At 73.7% G+C, this 15,732-nt stretch carries 17 protein-coding genes; 1 reads left to right on the forward strand and 16 read right to left on the reverse strand.

What is annotated here, in order from left to right; all coding sequences use genetic code 11:
• Positions 1-51: 51 nt before the first annotated feature.
• On the forward strand, positions 52-1,917 hold the full coding sequence (locus GA0070620_RS17430) for a hypothetical protein (protein WP_091592243.1): 1,866 nt from the start codon (positions 52-54) through the stop codon (positions 1,915-1,917).
• Positions 1,918-1,990: 73 nt separating this feature from the next.
• On the opposite strand, the gene GA0070620_RS17435 is transcribed toward GA0070620_RS17430, so the two are convergent.
• The 16 genes from GA0070620_RS17435 to eno all read right to left on the reverse strand — a co-directional run bounded on the left by GA0070620_RS17435 (position 1,991) and on the right by eno (position 15,537).
• A complete protein-coding gene (locus GA0070620_RS17435; protein WP_091592245.1) occupies positions 1,991-3,322 on the reverse strand; it encodes an NAD(P)/FAD-dependent oxidoreductase in 1,332 nt (443 codons plus the stop codon).
• A 102-nt stretch (positions 3,323-3,424) separates the two neighbouring features.
• On the reverse strand, positions 3,425-3,985 hold the full coding sequence (locus GA0070620_RS17440) for a hypothetical protein (protein WP_377520943.1): 561 nt from the start codon (positions 3,983-3,985) through the stop codon (positions 3,425-3,427).
• Positions 3,985-5,364, reverse strand: coding sequence for a DUF58 domain-containing protein (locus GA0070620_RS17445; RefSeq protein ID WP_091592249.1), 1,380 nt, complete (start codon positions 5,362-5,364; stop codon positions 3,985-3,987). The genes GA0070620_RS17440 and GA0070620_RS17445 overlap by 1 nt, the downstream gene beginning before the upstream one ends.
• Positions 5,364-6,368, reverse strand: a complete 1,005-nt coding sequence (locus GA0070620_RS17450) for an AAA family ATPase (RefSeq protein WP_091592250.1) — start codon at positions 6,366-6,368, stop codon at positions 5,364-5,366. Before GA0070620_RS17450 ends, GA0070620_RS17445 begins: the two co-directional genes overlap by 1 nt.
• A complete protein-coding gene (locus tag GA0070620_RS17455; RefSeq protein ID WP_091592252.1) occupies positions 6,368-6,970 on the reverse strand; it encodes a hypothetical protein in 603 nt (200 codons plus the stop codon). Before GA0070620_RS17455 ends, GA0070620_RS17450 begins: the two co-directional genes overlap by 1 nt.
• On the reverse strand, positions 6,967-7,755 hold the full coding sequence (locus tag GA0070620_RS17460; RefSeq protein WP_091598903.1) for a DUF4129 domain-containing protein: 789 nt from the start codon (positions 7,753-7,755) through the stop codon (positions 6,967-6,969). The genes GA0070620_RS17455 and GA0070620_RS17460 overlap by 4 nt, the downstream gene beginning before the upstream one ends.
• Positions 7,756-7,774: 19 nt before the next feature.
• Complete coding sequence (locus tag GA0070620_RS17465; RefSeq protein ID WP_091592254.1) at positions 7,775-8,488, reverse strand: uracil-DNA glycosylase; 714 nt, start codon at positions 8,486-8,488, stop codon at positions 7,775-7,777.
• Between the two features lie 19 nt (positions 8,489-8,507).
• Entirely contained in the window at positions 8,508-9,194 is a 687-nt protein-coding gene (locus tag GA0070620_RS17470) for a dienelactone hydrolase family protein (protein WP_091592256.1), read from the reverse strand.
• A gap of 215 nt (positions 9,195-9,409) precedes the next feature.
• Positions 9,410-9,904, reverse strand: a complete 495-nt coding sequence (locus tag GA0070620_RS17475; protein ID WP_091592258.1) for an LppU/SCO3897 family protein — start codon at positions 9,902-9,904, stop codon at positions 9,410-9,412.
• A 184-nt stretch (positions 9,905-10,088) separates the two neighbouring features.
• Complete coding sequence (locus GA0070620_RS17480) at positions 10,089-11,066, reverse strand: HAAS signaling domain-containing protein (RefSeq protein WP_091592260.1); 978 nt, start codon at positions 11,064-11,066, stop codon at positions 10,089-10,091.
• A complete protein-coding gene (locus GA0070620_RS17485) occupies positions 11,063-11,395 on the reverse strand; it encodes a PadR family transcriptional regulator (RefSeq protein ID WP_091592261.1) in 333 nt (110 codons plus the stop codon). Before GA0070620_RS17485 ends, GA0070620_RS17480 begins: the two co-directional genes overlap by 4 nt.
• A 74-nt stretch (positions 11,396-11,469) precedes the next feature.
• Positions 11,470-12,399 (reverse strand): Ppx/GppA phosphatase family protein, encoded by a 930-nt coding sequence (locus tag GA0070620_RS17490; protein ID WP_091592264.1) that lies wholly within the window; start codon positions 12,397-12,399, stop codon positions 11,470-11,472.
• A 72-nt stretch (positions 12,400-12,471) separates the two neighbouring features.
• Positions 12,472-12,981 carry an amino-acid N-acetyltransferase gene (locus GA0070620_RS17495; protein ID WP_396706431.1) on the reverse strand — a complete coding sequence of 170 codons (510 nt, stop codon included), beginning with the start codon at positions 12,979-12,981 and terminating at the stop codon, positions 12,472-12,474.
• Between the two features lie 8 nt (positions 12,982-12,989).
• Positions 12,990-13,547, reverse strand: coding sequence for a DUF501 domain-containing protein (locus GA0070620_RS17500; protein ID WP_091598909.1), 558 nt, complete (start codon positions 13,545-13,547; stop codon positions 12,990-12,992).
• A gap of 35 nt (positions 13,548-13,582) precedes the next feature.
• The gene (locus GA0070620_RS17505) at positions 13,583-14,221 is read right to left on the reverse strand and encodes an FtsB family cell division protein (protein ID WP_091592266.1); all 639 of its coding nucleotides are present in this window, start codon (positions 14,219-14,221) and stop codon (positions 13,583-13,585) included.
• A gap of 32 nt (positions 14,222-14,253) precedes the next feature.
• Positions 14,254-15,537 (reverse strand): phosphopyruvate hydratase, encoded by a 1,284-nt coding sequence (gene eno / locus GA0070620_RS17510; protein ID WP_091592268.1) that lies wholly within the window; start codon positions 15,535-15,537, stop codon positions 14,254-14,256.
• Between the last annotated feature and the right edge of the window lie 195 nt (positions 15,538-15,732).

Here is a 15,732-nt window from a genome sequence, read left to right on the forward strand (position 1 = left end):
CCGCGGCCACCCGGCGTACCCCGTCGCCACTGCCACACTAGGGTCGATGCCGTGAGCAGCGCAGCCCCCACGGCCCCCGACGCCGCCCCTGAACAGGCTCTTCGCCTCGCCGACCGCGCCACCCGCCGGCCCTGGACGGCACGGCTGCTGGCCGTCCTCAGGCGGCACCGGGCGGGCCTGGCGGTCGCGTTGCTCTTCGCCCTGCTGGCCGGGTGGCTCACCCACGGGCTGTGGCCGTCACCGGGTGCCCGGACGCTGGCCCTCAACCCAGAGGACCAGGCCCTCTACGAGTGGTTCCTCGCGATCGACGCCCGCGCCCTGCTGGGCGACTTCGGGCTGCTGACCGACCGCCTCAACGCCCCGGACGGCGTGAACCTGATGGCCAACACGACGGTCATCGCGCTCGGTGTCATCCTCGCGCCGGTCACCCTGCTGCTCGGCGCCCCGGTCACCTTCGCCGTGCTCGCGGCGGCCAACCTGGCCGGCACCGCGATCGCCTGGTACCTGCTCTACACCCGGACGCTCGGCGCCCGCCGGCTGGCGGCCGGGCTCGGCGCCGCGCTCTGCGGCTTCGGCCCGGGAATGGTCTCGCAGACCAACAGCCACCTGCACATGACCGCGCAGTGGCTGGTCCCGGTCATCGTCTGGCTGGTGGTGCGGCTGCTGCGGGCCGCCGACCCCGAGCGGGTCGGGCCGACCGATCCGGCGGACGGCACGACCGTCGTGCTGGGGCCGGACCGCCGCCGCGTCGTCAGCTCCGCGGCCGGTCTCGCCGCCGCGATCACCGCCCAGGTCTTCATCGGCGAGGAGGTGCTGTTCCTCGCCGCGCTCACCCTGCTGATCATGGCGATCACCTACGCCGCGGTGGACCGGGAGCTGGCCCGACGCGCGCTTCCCGGCTTCGCCGGCGGGATGGGAATCGCCGCCGGGCTCGCCCTGCTGGTGCTCGCCTACCCGCTGTGGTTCCAGTTCGCCGGCCCGCAGGGGGTCGCCGACGGAATGTTCAGCCCGCACTACTTCTCCGCCGACCTGCGCGGCTGGTGGACGATCTCCCCGCTGTCGGTGGCCGGCGGCGACGAGGCGGCGCGGCTCACCACCGGCCCGGCCGAATACAACACCTTCCTCGGCTGGCCGCTGCTGCTGGTCACCGCCGGCTGCGCGGTGTGGCTCGGCCGCCGCCGACTGGTGGTCGCCTGCACGGTCGCCGCGCTGGTGATGGGCGCGCTCTCCCTCGGCCCGGCCGTGGTCCTCGGCGGTACGCGGACCGGCGTGCCCGGCCCGTACGCCCTGATCGCCGGCCTGCCGGTGGTGGACGGGGCGCTGCCGATGCGGTTCGCCCTCGCGGTGCTGCCCCTGGCCGCGACGCTGCTGGTGCTCGCCGTCGACCGGGCCCTGCGCGACACCGGCCGGGCGCGCCGACTGGTGCCCGCCGCGGTCGGCGCGGCGCTGCTCCCGCTGTTCCCGACGCCGCTGCCCACCGCCGACCGGCCCCCGCTGCCGGAGTTCGTCACCGGCGGTCACTGGCGGCAGTGCGTCCAGCCGGGTGGCGTCCTCGTGCCGGTCCCGCTGCCCACCCCGAAGGAGCCCTGGCCGATGCGCTGGGCCGCCGCCGCGGACGCCGGGTTCGGGATGCCGGAGGGCTTCTTCATCGGGCCGTACGGGCGGGGTGGCAGCGCGACCATGGGCACCTACAAGCAGCCCACCTCCGCCCTGCTGGCCGAGGTGGCACGGCGGGGCGACCAGCCGGCGATCGGCGACGAACAGCGGCGTCAGGCCGCCCGCGACGCGGACTTCTGGGGCGCCTCCTGCGTGGCCCTGGCCGACGACGCCCCGCACGTGGAGAGCCTGCGCAGCACCCTGGAGCAGCTCTACGGCCCGTCGACCCGGATCGCCGACGCCTGGATCTGGCGGGTCTGACGACGGCCGACACGCGAAAGCCCCCTCCCGCCGCAGCGGGTAGGGGGCCTGTCGTCGTGGGGCCGGCGGACGGTCAGCGCTGGCCGGCACCGACCGGCTGCGACGCCTCCGAGAACTCCTCGCGCGGGTCGTGCAGCTGCCCGAGGGCGACCACCTCGCGCTTGAGGAAGAAGGCCAGGGACCAGTCGACGACAACCCGGACCTTCCGGTTGAAGGAGGGAATCCGGCTCATGTGGTACGTCCGGTGCATGAACCAGGCCGGCCAACCGGTCATCTTGATCCCGTAGACCTGGGCGACGCCCTTGTGCAGGCCGAGGCTGGCCACGCTGCCGGCGTGCTTGTGCCGGTACTCGACCGGTTCCCGGCCACGGATGACCTCGCGGATGTTGTCCGCCATCCGGGCGGCCTGGCGCACCGCGTGCTGGGCGCTCGGCGAGCAGTAGGCGCCGGGCGGGCCGGTGAGGTCCGGGACGGCGGCGCAGTCGCCCGCGCTCCACGCGCCCTCGACCACCTGGTCACCGTCGACCACCTGCAGCGTGGGCAGGCAGGTGACCCGCCGCCGCTCGTCGCGCGGGAAGTCGGTCTTGTCCAGCAGCGGCGACGGCTTGACGCCCGCCGTCCAGACGATCGTGTCGGCGGTGAAGCTGTCCCCGTCGGAGAGCTTGACCACGCCGTCGACGCAGGACTCCAGCCGGGTGTCCAGGCGGATGTCCATGTTCCGCTTCAGCAGCTGCTGCACCGTGTAGGCACCCATGTCCCGATCGACCTCGGGCAGCACCCGCTGGGTGGCCTCGACCAGAACCCAGCGCATGTCCTCCGGCTTGAGCTCCGGGTAGTAGCGCAGGGCGTCGCGAGCCATGTCCTCCATCTCGGCGAGCGCCTCGATGCCGGCGTAGCCGCCGCCGACGAACACGAAGGTCAGCGCCCGGCGGCGCACCTCCGGGTCGGGCGTGACGGCCGCGACGTCGAGCCGCTCCAGCACGTGGTTGCGGAGGTAGATCGCCTCGCCGATGGTCTTGAACCCGATGCCGTGCTCGTGCAGGCCGGGAATCGGCAGCGTGCGGGAGACGGAGCCGGGGGCGACGACCACGTGGTCGTACGCGATCTCCCGGGCCGGCCCGGTGATGGGCTGGACCGTCGCGACCTTGCGGTCGTGCTCGATCTTGGTGACCGCACCAGCCACCACCGTGCACCTGCGCAACTCACGCCGCAGCGGCACCACGGAGTGTCGGGGGGAGATGTTGCCGGCGGCGGCCTCCGGCAGGAACGGCTGGTAGGTCATGTGCGGCTGTGGGTCCACCACGATGACCTCAGCCTCACGGGAGCTGAGCTTCTTCGACAGGCGCAGGGCGGCGTACAGGCCGACATGTCCCCCGCCCACCACAAGGATCCGCTTCGGATTCACGTCATCTATCTTTCCCCGGGGTCCTCGGCTAATCCCATCCGCGTCCCCCATCTGTGACCGAGCACAACCGCTGTGACCTGCGCAACGTCCGTGAACCGCCGGTCACCGCCGCCGTTGTAGCCAGCCGAGCAGCCCGGCCACGCCCACCGCCACCAGCAACCCGGCCACCGTCGCCAGCTGGTATCCGGCGCCTCCGCCCAGGTCGGGGACCTCCACGAGCAGCACACCGAGCACGGCGGTGGCGAGGAGCACCCCGGCGGCACGCACCAGCCACCGCGTGATCAGCTCCGGCTCGACCACCGCGTCGTACGGCAGCAGCGCGGCCAGCGCGCAGAGCGTGTGGGTCAGGTAGAGCACGCCGGCCACCGCGAGCAGCCGCCAGAGGGTGATCGGGCGCCCGTAACCGTCGACGGAGATCAGCCAGCCGCCCACGGTGACCAGCGCCGTGAACGTCGGCCAGACCCGGCGCGGCCCGACCGCGGGCAGCACCGCCACCAGCACCAGGGACCCGAGCCGCTGCCCGGAGAGCACCTCGGCCGGGAAGGCCAGCACGAAACCGGCCAACGCGGTGAGGAACACGCCGACCCGGACCAGCAGCGGGATCAGGCTGATCCGCCCCGCCGCCGTACGCACCGCCCGAACCCGCTCGGTGACCGCGTCGATCATCGCGCACCCACCCTCGGCGCGGTGGCCAGCCGGGCCACGTCGCGCAGCACCTGGTCCAGACTGCCGGCGCCGGCCCAGCGCACCACCGGCACGCCGTGCTCACGAAGCTGGGCGACCATCGTGTCCCGGTCCAGCCGCCACAGCCGGTACGCCACCTCGGCCCAGCCCCGGTCCTTCGGCGGGCTCAGGTCGGCGGGCAGGGTGTCCACCGCCACCACGAACCGCCCGGAGCGGGCCAACCGGGCCAGCATCTGCGCCGACCGTTCGTCGAGCAGCGGGGTCAGCACCACCACGAGCGCGTCGGCGGCGAGCAGCTGTGGCCCGAAGACCTGCTCGTACGGCTCGTGGGAGCTGGCCTCGACGTGGACGTCGAGCAGCCACTCCAGCACGGTCAGATACTGCCGGCGACCGGTCGCGGGACGCAGCCGGCGGGCGCTCGGCCCGTACTCCAGCAGCGACACGCGGTCACCCCGGTGCAGGTAGTGCTCGGCGATCGCAGCCGCCGCCCGGACGGTGGTGTCCAGCACGGAAGCGGCGCCACCGACCCCGCCCGACCGGCCCGCCTCCGCCAGCACGTCGAGCAGCACCACCACCTCGGCGTCCCGGTCGGAGAGGGTCGCCGCCACGTGCAGTTGCCGGGCCCGCAGGGAGACGCGCCAGTCGATCCGGCGCAGCCGGTCACCCGGCGCGAAGACGCGTACGCCGGCCAGCTCGCCGCCCTCGCCCGGACGCCGCGAGTGGTGCGCGCCCACCAGGCCGGCCGCCCGGGGCATCGCCTCCACCGCGTCGAACGGCTCCGTCTTCGGGTACACCCGCACCCGGACCGGCTCGGTGATCACGGCACGGGAGACGAGCAGCCCCCCGGCGGTCGCGACCCGGGCCCCCGCCGGACCGACCCGGTGCCGCCCCCAACGCAGGGCGGTGCCGGTCAGCTCCAGGTCGACCGCCGACGCGGCGGGCACCGACGTGACGAACGGTCGGTCCGCGACCGACCGACCGCCGGTCGCCGGCGCGCCGGTGAACCCGATCCCGTCGACCCGCAGCCACGGCGAGACGCGGGTGCGCAGCACCGCCACCTCGTAGTCGACGTCGTCCGGGTTGCCGACCGTCACCGCGCCGGTCAGCTCACCCCCCTCGACCAGGTGGCCGTCGTCGGCGCCCACCCACACCTGCGGTGCCGCCACGGGGCGGCGGCGCAGCGCGTACGCGGTGCCGAGCGCGAACGGGGCCGCCAGCACGATCAGGTCGACCCGCCCGAGGACCACCGCGGCCACCAGCAGCAACCCGGTGATCAGGACGGCACGGCCGAGCGCCCGGGTGGGCGCCCAGCCGGCGGCACCGTCCGTTTCCCGCTGCGGCACGCTCGGCCCGGTCATCAGCGCTGGAGCCCGCCCGCGTAGCTGGGCAGGGCGCCGCTGGCCGGCGCCGGGGTGCCCTCCAGCACCTCACCGACCACGAAGGACGGATCGACCCGGCGCAGCCACATCTCCGGCCGCAGCGTGATCCGGTGCGCCAGCGCCGGCACCGCCACCTCCTTGACGTCCTCGGGCACCACGTAGTCGCGACCGGCGAGGACGGCCCGCACCCGGGACAGCAGCAGCAGCGCGAGCGAGCCACGCGGTGACGCGCCCACCAGCACCGACGGGTGCTCCCGGGTGGCCGCGGCGAGCGACACGATGTACCGGCCGATGGAGTCCTCGACCACCACGTCCTCCAGCGCCGCCTGCATCGACCGCAGGGTCGCGGCGTCCACGACCGGCGTGATCTGGGCCTCCTCGCGGCGGCGGGCCATCCGGCGGCGGAGCACCTCCCACTCCTCCTCGTGCTCCGGGTAGCCGAAGGAGACCCGCAGCAGGAACCGGTCGAGCTGCGCCTCGGGCAGCGGGTAGGTGCCCTCGTACTCGACGGGGTTGGCGGTGGCCAGCACGTGGAACGGCTCGTCCAGCCGGTAGGTGACGCCCTCCACCGACACCTGCTTCTCCTGCATCGCCTCCAGCAGCGCGGACTGCGTCTTCGGCGGCGTGCGGTTGATCTCGTCGGCCAGCAGCAGGTTGGTGAAGACCGGGCCGGCCCGGAACGAGAAGTCACCGCTGCGCTGGTCGTACAGGAACGAGCCGGTGACGTCGGCGGGCAGCAGGTCCGGGGTGAACTGGAGGCGGCGGAAGTCCAGCCCGAGCGCCTGGGCGAAGGAGCGCGCGGTGAGCGTCTTGCCCAACCCGGGCAGATCCTCCAGCAGGACGTGGCCGCCGGCCAGGATGCCGGCGAGGACGAGCTCCAGCGCGTCCCGCTTGCCGACCACGACCGTGCCGACCGCGTCCAGCACCCCCTGGGCGAGGTGCCCCACCTCGGTGGCGGGCATGCTCCGGTCCACGTCCTTCATCAGATCTTCTCCAGTTCGGCGACGATCACCGCGAGGTCGCGCGGCGACGGGGTGCGTCGGGGCGGGGTCTCCAGGAACGTCCAGAGCCGTTCGCCCAGCAGGGCACGTGCCCGGACGGGGTCCGAGTCGCGGGTCACGCCGTGCTTCAGGCGCAGCCGCTCGTCGGCGAGTTCGCCGAGGCGGGGCAGGATGACGCCGGTGAACCGCTCGGGCCGGGTCGCCGACCAGTCCAACGGCACCTCCCAGCCGTTGATCGCGGTGCGCAGCGCGTCCCGGGCGTTCCAGTTCCAGGTGCCGTCGTCCGTGGCCGCGTCCCGGGCCCGCGCCCGCGCCGCGGCGGAGGGCGGGGGTGGTGGCGGCGGCGCCAGGGCGGCGACCACGCGACGGACGGCGAACACCGCGCCCACCCCGGCGATCAGGATGAGCAGCGAGACGCGCAGGCCCACCGCGCGCAGGCCGACGATCAGCACGACCACCACGGCCGCGACACCGGCGAGGGTGCGCACCACCTGCCCGGCCCGGCTGCCCCCCTCGCGGTCGTCCCGACGGGACCGGTCCTCCTCGAACGTGAGGAGGTCGTCGATGCTCGCGCTGCCGCTCATGACGGCACCCCGCCCGTGGTGGCGGCGGTGAGCTCGCCGCGGAGGCGGCGCAGCGCGGCCCGGGCCTGGTCGCGGGTGCGCTCGTCGACCGGCCGGGTGGCGTAGCGGGCCTCCCGGTAGACGTGGGCGAACTCGGCCAGCACGTCGGCGCTGACGATCGCCGGGACGCCGGCCGCCTCGTCGCCCCGTAGCAGCCGGGTGACCAGGTCGGTGGGTGTGTCGCCGGCCAACTGCGGCACACCGGCCGCGGCGGCGGCCTCCTCCAGGCGGACCCAGCAGGCGATGACCGCGACGCGCGGATCGGTGGACCGGTCGTCCAGGTCGACCAGGCCGGCGTCGACGGCGGCCACCACCTCCTCGGTGGCGCCCCCGGCCCGGTGGCGGGGCCGCTGGCGCGGCAGCGACCGGGCGGCCCGGCGCATCCCGCCACGGATCAGCACCCAGGCCAGATAGCCGACAGCGCCGAGGACGGCCAACCCGAGCAGGACGAGCGCGGCGGTGAGGATCCACTGCGGCACGTGCAGCGGGGCGGGGTCGCGGGGCTCCACCGGGATCGACGGCACCGGCTCGGTCGTCGGATATTCGGGCATCAGGGGCACCCTCTCCACCCCGGGTGGGATCCGGGCGGCCCCGATCGACGAGTGCGCGGCGGCCAGGGCGGCGGCGGCGAGCAGCAGGGCCACCACGCCCACCGGCCACCAACGACGGACCAGCCCGAGACCGGATCGGACGCCGCCCTGCGCCGCCGGGGGGTACGGCGTGGGCTGACGCGTGCCGTCCGTCATCGCCACCACCCCACGCGGGTCAGTCCACCCCGGCCAGTTGCTTGGCCCGGGCGAACACGTCGTCCAGCATTCCTGGTGTCAGCCGTCCCGTGAAGGTGTTCTGCTGGCTGACGTGGTAACAACCCAGCAGATCCGGTCCGGCCGTGCCGGACCAGTGTGCCCCATGGGTGAAGGTGGGTCGCGGACCGGGCGGGCGCACCCCGTACACCTGGCGAAGCGTCGGCCACCACGCCGCCCACGCGAAGGCGCCCAGCGCGACCACGACCCGCAGCGTGGGCCGGATCAGCGACACCTCGCGGTGCAACCACGGTGCGCACGTGTCCCGCTCCCCCGGTGTCGGCTTGTTGTCCGGCGGGGCGCAGCGCACCGCCGCGAAGATGCGCGTGTCGCGCAGGGTCAGGCCGTCGTCGGCCGCGACGCTGGTCGGCTGGTTGGCGAGGCCGGCCCGGTGCAGCGCGGCGAAGAGCACGTCACCGGAGCGGTCGCCGGTGAAGATCCGACCGGTGCGGTTGCCGCCGTGCGCGGCCGGGGCCAGGCCGAGGATGGCGATGCGCGCGTCCGGTGGCCCGAAGCCGGGCACCGGTCGGCCCCAGTACCGCTGGTCGCGGAAGGCCGCCCGGCGGGTCCGGGCGACCTCCTCCCGCCAGTCGACCAGGCGGGGGCAGGCGAAGCAGTCGCTCACCGCCGCGTCGAGGTCGGCCAGGTCGGTCGCCCGCGCCGCGCGGTCGACCACGTCCCGGGGCGTACGCGACTCAGCCAAGCTTGGCCCGGAACAGTTCGAGGGTACGGGCCCAGGCGGTGGCGGCGGCCCGCTGGTCATAGTTCTCCGGCCGGTCCTCGTTGAAGAAGGCGTGCGCGGTGCCCGGATAGTCGTGCGTCTGGCAGGTGCCGCCGGCGGTCTCGATGGCGCGTCGGACGGTCTGCACGCCCTCGTCCGCCGAGAGGCCGTCGGCCTCGGAGCAGTGGATGAGCGCGGACTTGCCCGCGTAGTCGCTCCACTCGCCGGTCATGCCGTCCCAGGGCAGGCGCGGGTAGAAGGCGGCGGTGGCGACGATCCGCTCGGACCGGGTCGCCGCCCACAGCGCCAGGCTGGCACCGGCGCAGAAGCCGGCGCAGCCGACCTTGTCGGTGACCTCGGCCCGGCCGGCGAGGTAGTCGGCGGCCGCGGCGATGTCGCTGGCCGCCTCGTCCATCTGGGTGCTGTTCAAGATCTGCCGCGGCTCACTCGGCTTGCTCGCCGGGCCACCGTGCCGGAAGTCGGGGGCGAGCGCCACGAAGCCCGCCTCGGCGAACCGGTCCACGACCGCGCGTACGTGGGGCACGAGCCCCCACCAGTCCTGGATGACGATGATCGCCGGGCTGGCCGCACCGCCGGAGGGTATCGCGAGATAACCCTCGCTCGTACCGCCGTTGCCGGCGAACCTCACCATCTCGCCCATCGGCCCATCCTCCTAGCGGTCAGTCATCGTTGGCTGGTCGCCCAGTGCCGGTAGCCTGCCACGCCGCGACCGCCCCGGGAAGACGCCGGAGCAGTGGCATTCACCTCCTGTTTGCCCGGCGGTGACGGCACGTACGCCGACGGCGGCGCGGGAGGATCTCCGCGCCGCCGTCGGCGGTGGTGTCGGACGTGCCGGCCGGTCGGCCGGCGCCCGGGTCAGGCCTTCTTCGTCAGGCAGAGCAGGTAACCGGTCTTGCCGGGCTCGATGCTGTAGAAGAGGTAGCCGTCCTCACCCTCCTTGATGTACTGATCGCACGCGGCGCCCTCCTTCGCCTGCGCCTCGGTCTGCCCGTCCACGCGGCCGACCACGTTGTACGCGGCATCGGTGGAGGTGCAGTCGACGACCTTGGCGTTGTTGGCCTCCTCCTCCTCGGTGCCGGTGACCTCGGGCAGCTCCGCGATGCAGTCGCCGGCCTTGGCCTCGGCGGTGGCGTCCTTGTCGAAGTAGCTGGCGACGCCGAACTTCAACCCGGCGATGACAAGGGCCACGAGGATCGCGCCCACGATGCCGAGGGCCTTCTTGCCGCCGGACTTCTTGGCCTCCGGGGCCGCCGGGGGCTGCTCGACCGGTTGGCCGGCGGGCTGAGGCTGCGCGGCCGACTGGGGCTGCTCGGGGCTGGTCGAGGGGGGCGGAGCGACCTGCTCTGACACGGGGGTTCCTTCCGGGGGATAGATGAGCAGACGACACCGTAGCGATGATCAGCCGCGGCCCGCCGCCCCGCGAGCCTCATCCGTTCAGCTATTTCCCAGCTTGTTCAGCTTCTTCTCAGCCAGGGGTGTGACGAGAAACTCCCGGCCGCCGCGGTGGGCGGCGGCCGGGAGCGGTCGAGCGGTCTCAGCGGGTGGTGGTGGGCGTCGCGGTGGTGGTGGGCGTCGCGGTGGTGGTGGGCTCCGGAGCGCCGCTCGCGGACGGGCTGTCGGTGGGCAGCGGCGGCAGCGTCGGCGGCTGGGCCGCCCGGGGACCGCGCGGTGCGAAGGGCGCCTGGTCGGGGCAGTACGGGTAAGGCCGCAGCAGGGGGTTGGTGTCCAGGTCGGCCATGTCGACGCAGTCCGGGTAGCCGAGTCGGATCGGGTCGCCGTTCTGGTCGAACAGCCGCGCGTTCTCCACCAGCCGGCCCTCGCTGTCGTAGATGAACACGTCCCGCACCTGGTCGTACGGGTTGTCCACGGAGATCGGGGAGTAGCCGTAGTCGTCGTAACCGGCGCGGTTCTCCACCTGGTCGAGACCGGCGAACGCGAAGACCACGAGCACGAGGCTGCTGGCGTGCAGGGCCCAGCGCGGCCAGCCGCGCAGCCGCTCGGACCGGCGACCGAGCCAGACCGACGCGAGCACGAGACCGACGAGCATGAGCAGCCCGGCGAGAAGTTCGCCGCCGAAGCGGGGCAACAGTCCGAAGCTGCCGCCGGTGCTCACCGTGGTGACCAGCATCGCGGCCAGGTAGCCGCGCAGCACCCACCAGGCCGGTCGCAGCAGCCGGAGGAACTCGCTCGCCGTCGGGTAGCCCAGCGGTGGTCCGAGCCGGGCGTCCAGGCGCCGCAGCGCGCGGCGGACCCGGAGCGTGCCGGCGGCCAGCCGCCGGTCCAGGTTGCGCCCGCCGACGGTGGGCGCACCGGCCGCGGCCCGCAGCTCGGCCGCGTACGCCTCGGGCTGGCCGAGCCGGTCGACCAGTGAGCCGCCGCCCTCCGCGACCACCTCGGCGAGGTGGTCCGGCAGGTCCTCGGTCAGCTCGTCACGCACCGTCGACGGGAGGTCGGCCAGTGCCGCCCGGACCCGTCCGACGTAGTCGGTGATCTCCTGCTCCGTGACGGTCATGCCGCCATCCCCCGATCGTCGAGCAGCGTGTCCATGGTGGTGGCGAACGAGCGCCAGAGCTTGCCGGAGCGGGTCAGCTGGTCCCGGCCGGCGGCGTTGAGTGCGTAGTACTTCCGGTGCGGCCCCGACTCGCTCGGCACCACGTACGTGGTCAGGAGGCCGGCGGCGAAGAGACGTCGCAGCGTCCCGTAGACCGACGCGTCGCCGACCTCGTCCAGGCCGGCCTCACGCAGTCGCCGCAGGATGTCGTAGCCGTAGCCGTCCTCCTCGCGGAGCACGGCGAGCACGGCCAGGTCGAGCACGCCCTTGAGGAGCTGGGTCGTATCCACGCTTCGCACAGTAGTGTGCAATGCGCAGTACCGTCAAGAAGGCACCGCCCCGCCACGCCGACCGGCGCGAACCGTTAGCGCAGGCTCCAGGCGATGCCGTCGAGGATGTCGTGCTCGGAGGCGACCACCGACGGCATCCCGGCCCGCTCCATGATCACTCGAAGGACCAAGGCGCCCGCGCCGATCACGTCGGCCCGGCCCGGGTGCATGACTGGGATCGCCAGCCGCTGCTCCCGGGTACGGCCGAGCAGGTCGGCGGTCACCTGGGCGACCTGCTCGTACGCGACCCGGGCGTGGTGGATGCGCTCCGGGTCGTACTCCCGCAGGCCCTGCGCGATGGCGACCACGGTGGTGACGGAGCCGGCCAGCCCGATCAGCGTCGCGGCCTGCCTTCCGGGCACCACGTCGAGCGCGCGGTCGACCGCGAGCGCGATGTCGGCCTGCGCGGCCGCGATCTCGTCCAGCCCCGGCGGGTCGCCGTGCAGGTGCCGCTCGGTCATCCGGACGCAGCCGATGTCCATCGACACCGCCGCCGTCACCCCGCCCTCCCGGGTGCCGACCACGAACTCGGTCGAGCCACCGCCGATGTCCACCACCAGGAACGGCGGCTCCGCGTCGGCGGGCAGCCCGCGTACCGCGCCGGTGAAGGAGAGCCGCGCCTCCTCGTCCCCGGTGACCACCTCGGGGGCGACCCCGAGGGTCTGCTCCACCATCGCGCGGAAGTCCCCCGCGTTGCTGGCGTCCCGACTGGCCGAGGTGGCGCACATGCGGACCCGCTCCGCGCCGAGCTTCTCGATGTCGGCCGCGTAGCTCGCCAACGCCACCCGGGTGCGCTCGATCGCCTCGGGCGCCAGCCGACCGGTCCGGTCCACGCCCTGCCCGAGGCGGACGATCTCCATCCGGCGGGTCACGTCGGTCAGCGGCACCTCCGGCCCGGCCCCCGGGTCGGGCAGGTCGGCGACCAGCAGCCGGATCGAGTTGGTTCCGCAGTCGATGGCGGCCACGCGCGTCGTCACGAGGCCAACCCTACGGCAGGCGGTGCGCCCGCCCGCCGCAACCGGGTCGGCCGGCAACGCTCAGAGGCGCAACAGCATCCGGGTGTTGCCGAGCGTGTTCGGCTTCACCCGCTCCAGGTCCAGGAACTCCGCGACACCCTCGTCGTACGAGCGCAGCAGCTGCTCGTAGACCGGCTGCGGCACGGGAGCGCCGTCGATCTCGGTGAAGCCGAAGGCGCCGAAGAAGTCCGTCTCGAAGGTGAGCACGAAGATGCGGGCCACCCCGATCTCGCGGGCCGCGTCGATCAGCTCGCCGACGATCCGGTGCCCGATCTTCCGCCCTCGGAAGGCCGGGTCGACCGCCACGGTGCGGATCTCGGCGAGGTCCTCCCACATCACGTGCAGCGCGCCGCAGCCGACCACGGCGTCGTCGTCGGCGCGCGCCGCGACCCGGAACTCCTGCACGTCCTCGTAGAGGGTGACGGTCGCCTTGCTGAGCAGCCGCCGGTCGTCGGTGTAGGTGTCCACCAGCCGGCGGATCCCCCGTACGTCCCGCGTGCGGGCGCGGCGCACCACGATCTCGTCGGTCACCGGCACGCTCACTCGGCCGCCGGCACGTCCACGCACGGCCCGGCCGTCCACCACGGCTCGACCAGCGCCAGTGTCTCGTCGCCGAACGGGTTGACGCCGGGGCCGGCGGCGAGCGCGTGGCCCAGGTGCACGTGCAGGCACTTCACCCGGCCCGGCATGCCACCGGCCGAGATGCCCGCGATCTCCGGCACCTCGCCGATCGCCGAACGCCGGGCCAGGTAGTCCTCGTGCGCCGCCCGGTAGTGGGCGGCCAGCTCCGGGTCGGCGGCGAGCCGCTCGGCCATCTCCTTCATCAGCCCGGCCGACTCCAGCCGGCTGCACGCCCCGGTTGCCCGAGGACAGGTGAGGTAGTAGAGCGTCGGGAACGGCGTGCCGTCGGCCAGCCGGGGCGTGGTCTCGACCACGTCGGGCAGGCCGCACGGACACCGGTGGGCCACCGCCCGGGTGCCGCGGGGCGGGCGCCCGAGCTGCGCGGCCACCGCGGCCAGGTCGGCCTCGGTGGCCGGTTCCCGCTTCGGCGGGGTCACGGAATCCGCCGCCGGCTCCTGCGGTGGTACGACAGTCACGGTGCCCATCTCTCGTTTCGGTGCGTGGTCGGTGCTCAACCGGCCGGCTGCTCGTCGTTCGCGGCCCGGACGCTGGACCACAGGGTGTCGTACCAGGGATCGGGCGTGACCGGGCCGGCGGAGGTGCCGCGACCCGCGTCCCGGGCGGCGCCCGCCGGATCGTCGAGCACGATCACCAGCTTCTCGCCCGGCCGCCCCATGTAGAACCGTTGCCGCGCCTCGGCCTCAATAAAGGCCGGGTCCTGCCACTTGGCGGCCTCTTCGGACAGGCCGGCGATCAGCTTCTCCTGCGCCGCCTGCGCGGCCTCCATCCGCTCGATGTCCGCCTGCTGGTCCAGGTAGACGCGGACCGGATAGGTGTACGCCAGGGCGAGCGCGATGAGCACCGCGAAGAGCACGGTGGCCCGCCCGGTGAGGCGTCGGGGGTGGGGTGCGGACAGCCGCTTGACCGTGCCGCCGGCGCCGCTGCGCCGGGCCGCGGCCGGGCGGTTCGCGGAGCGTACGCCCTCGGCGCCCCGCGTGGCCCCCGGCGCGCGACCGGCGGCACCGCGCGGCTCGGCGCGGACGCCGGCCTCCCGGAGCGACGCCCGGGCGCCGCGGGCCCCGCCCGGCCGGCCGGACTGGCCGGGCCGGCGGGCGGGACGCTGACCACCCGGTGTGCGGCGCTGCTGCATCGTCACACCCCTCCCCCGAGGCCTCGCGTGTATCAGGCCGAACGGTAGCGCGGGAAGGCGCCCGCGCCGGCGTACCGCGCCGCGTCGCCCAGCTCCTCCTCGATGCGGAGCAGCTGGTTGTACTTGGCGACCCGGTCCGAACGGGCCGGGGCGCCGGTCTTGATCTGGCCGCAGCCGGTCGCCACGGCGAGGTCGGCGATCGTGGTGTCCTCGGTCTCGCCGGAGCGGTGGCTCATCATGCACTTGAAGCCGGCCCGGTGGGCCAGGTCCACCGCGTCCAGGGTCTCGGTGAGCGAGCCGATCTGGTTGACCTTCACCAGCACCGCGTTCGCGGCCTTCTCGGCGATGCCACGGGCGATCCGCTGCGGGTTGGTGACGAAGAGGTCGTCGCCGACGATCTGGACCCGGTCGCCGATCGACGCGGTCAGCGTCTGCCAGCCGGTCCAGTCGTCCTCCGCCAGCGGGTCCTCGATCGACACGATCGGGTAGTCACCGGCCAGCTTGGTGTAGTAGTTGCTCATCTCCTCGGCGGACTTCGCGGCGCCCTCGAACGTGTAGGTGCCGTTGTCGAAGAACTCCGTCGCCGCCACGTCGAGCGCGAAGACGATGTCCGTGCCGAGCCGGTAGCCCGCCTTCTCGACCGCCTCGGCGATCAGGTCCAGCGCGGCGGAGTTGGTCGGCAGGTTCGGCGCGAAGCCACCCTCGTCACCGAGGCCGGTGGAGAGGTCCTTCTTCTTCAGCACCGACTTCAGCGCGTGGTAGACCTCCGCGCCGGAGCGCAGCGCCTCGCGGAAGGTGGGCGCGCCGATCGGCGCGATCATGAACTCCTGGATGTCGACGTTGGAGTCCGCGTGCGCGCCGCCGTTGAGGATGTTCATCATCGGCACCGGCAGCAGGTGGGCGTTCGGGCCACCCAGGTAGCGGAAGAGGCTCAGCTCGGCGCTGCCGGCCGCCGCCTTCGCCACCGCGAGGGAGACCCCCAGGATGGCGTTCGCGCCCAGCTCGGCCTTGGTGTCCGTGCCGTCGATGTCGAGCATCTTCTGGTCGATGAGGCGCTGCTCGCTGGCCTCGTAGCCGATGATCTGGTCGACGATGCGGTCCTCGACGTTGGAAACCGCCTTCTCGACGCCCTTGCCCTGGTAGCGGTCGGCGTCACCGTCGCGCAGCTCCAGCGCCTCGAAGGCGCCGGTGGACGCGCCGGAGGGCACTGCGGCGCGGGCCACCGTGCCGTCGTCCAGGCCGACCTCGACCTCGACGGTCGGGTTACCCCGCGAGTCGAGAATCTCCCGGGCGACGATTCCCTCGATGGTTGCCACTGATGTCGCTCCTCGTATGTGTGTTCCGGTCCGTGCGGGCCGCGACGGTGCGGCTGAGGAAGGTGTTGAACGCAGCGTATCGGTCGGCGCTGGAGCGCGGGCCGTGCGGTGCCACGGAGCGTGGTCCGAAACCTGCCCGCCCGCCCGCCGTGGAGGGACATTCCCGGATTCTCGTGCCTCAACCGGCAACCGGTT

It is taken from the genome of Micromonospora krabiensis, assembly GCF_900091425.1.
In the GTDB taxonomy this organism is placed as follows: domain Bacteria; phylum Actinomycetota; class Actinomycetes; order Mycobacteriales; family Micromonosporaceae; genus Micromonospora; species Micromonospora krabiensis.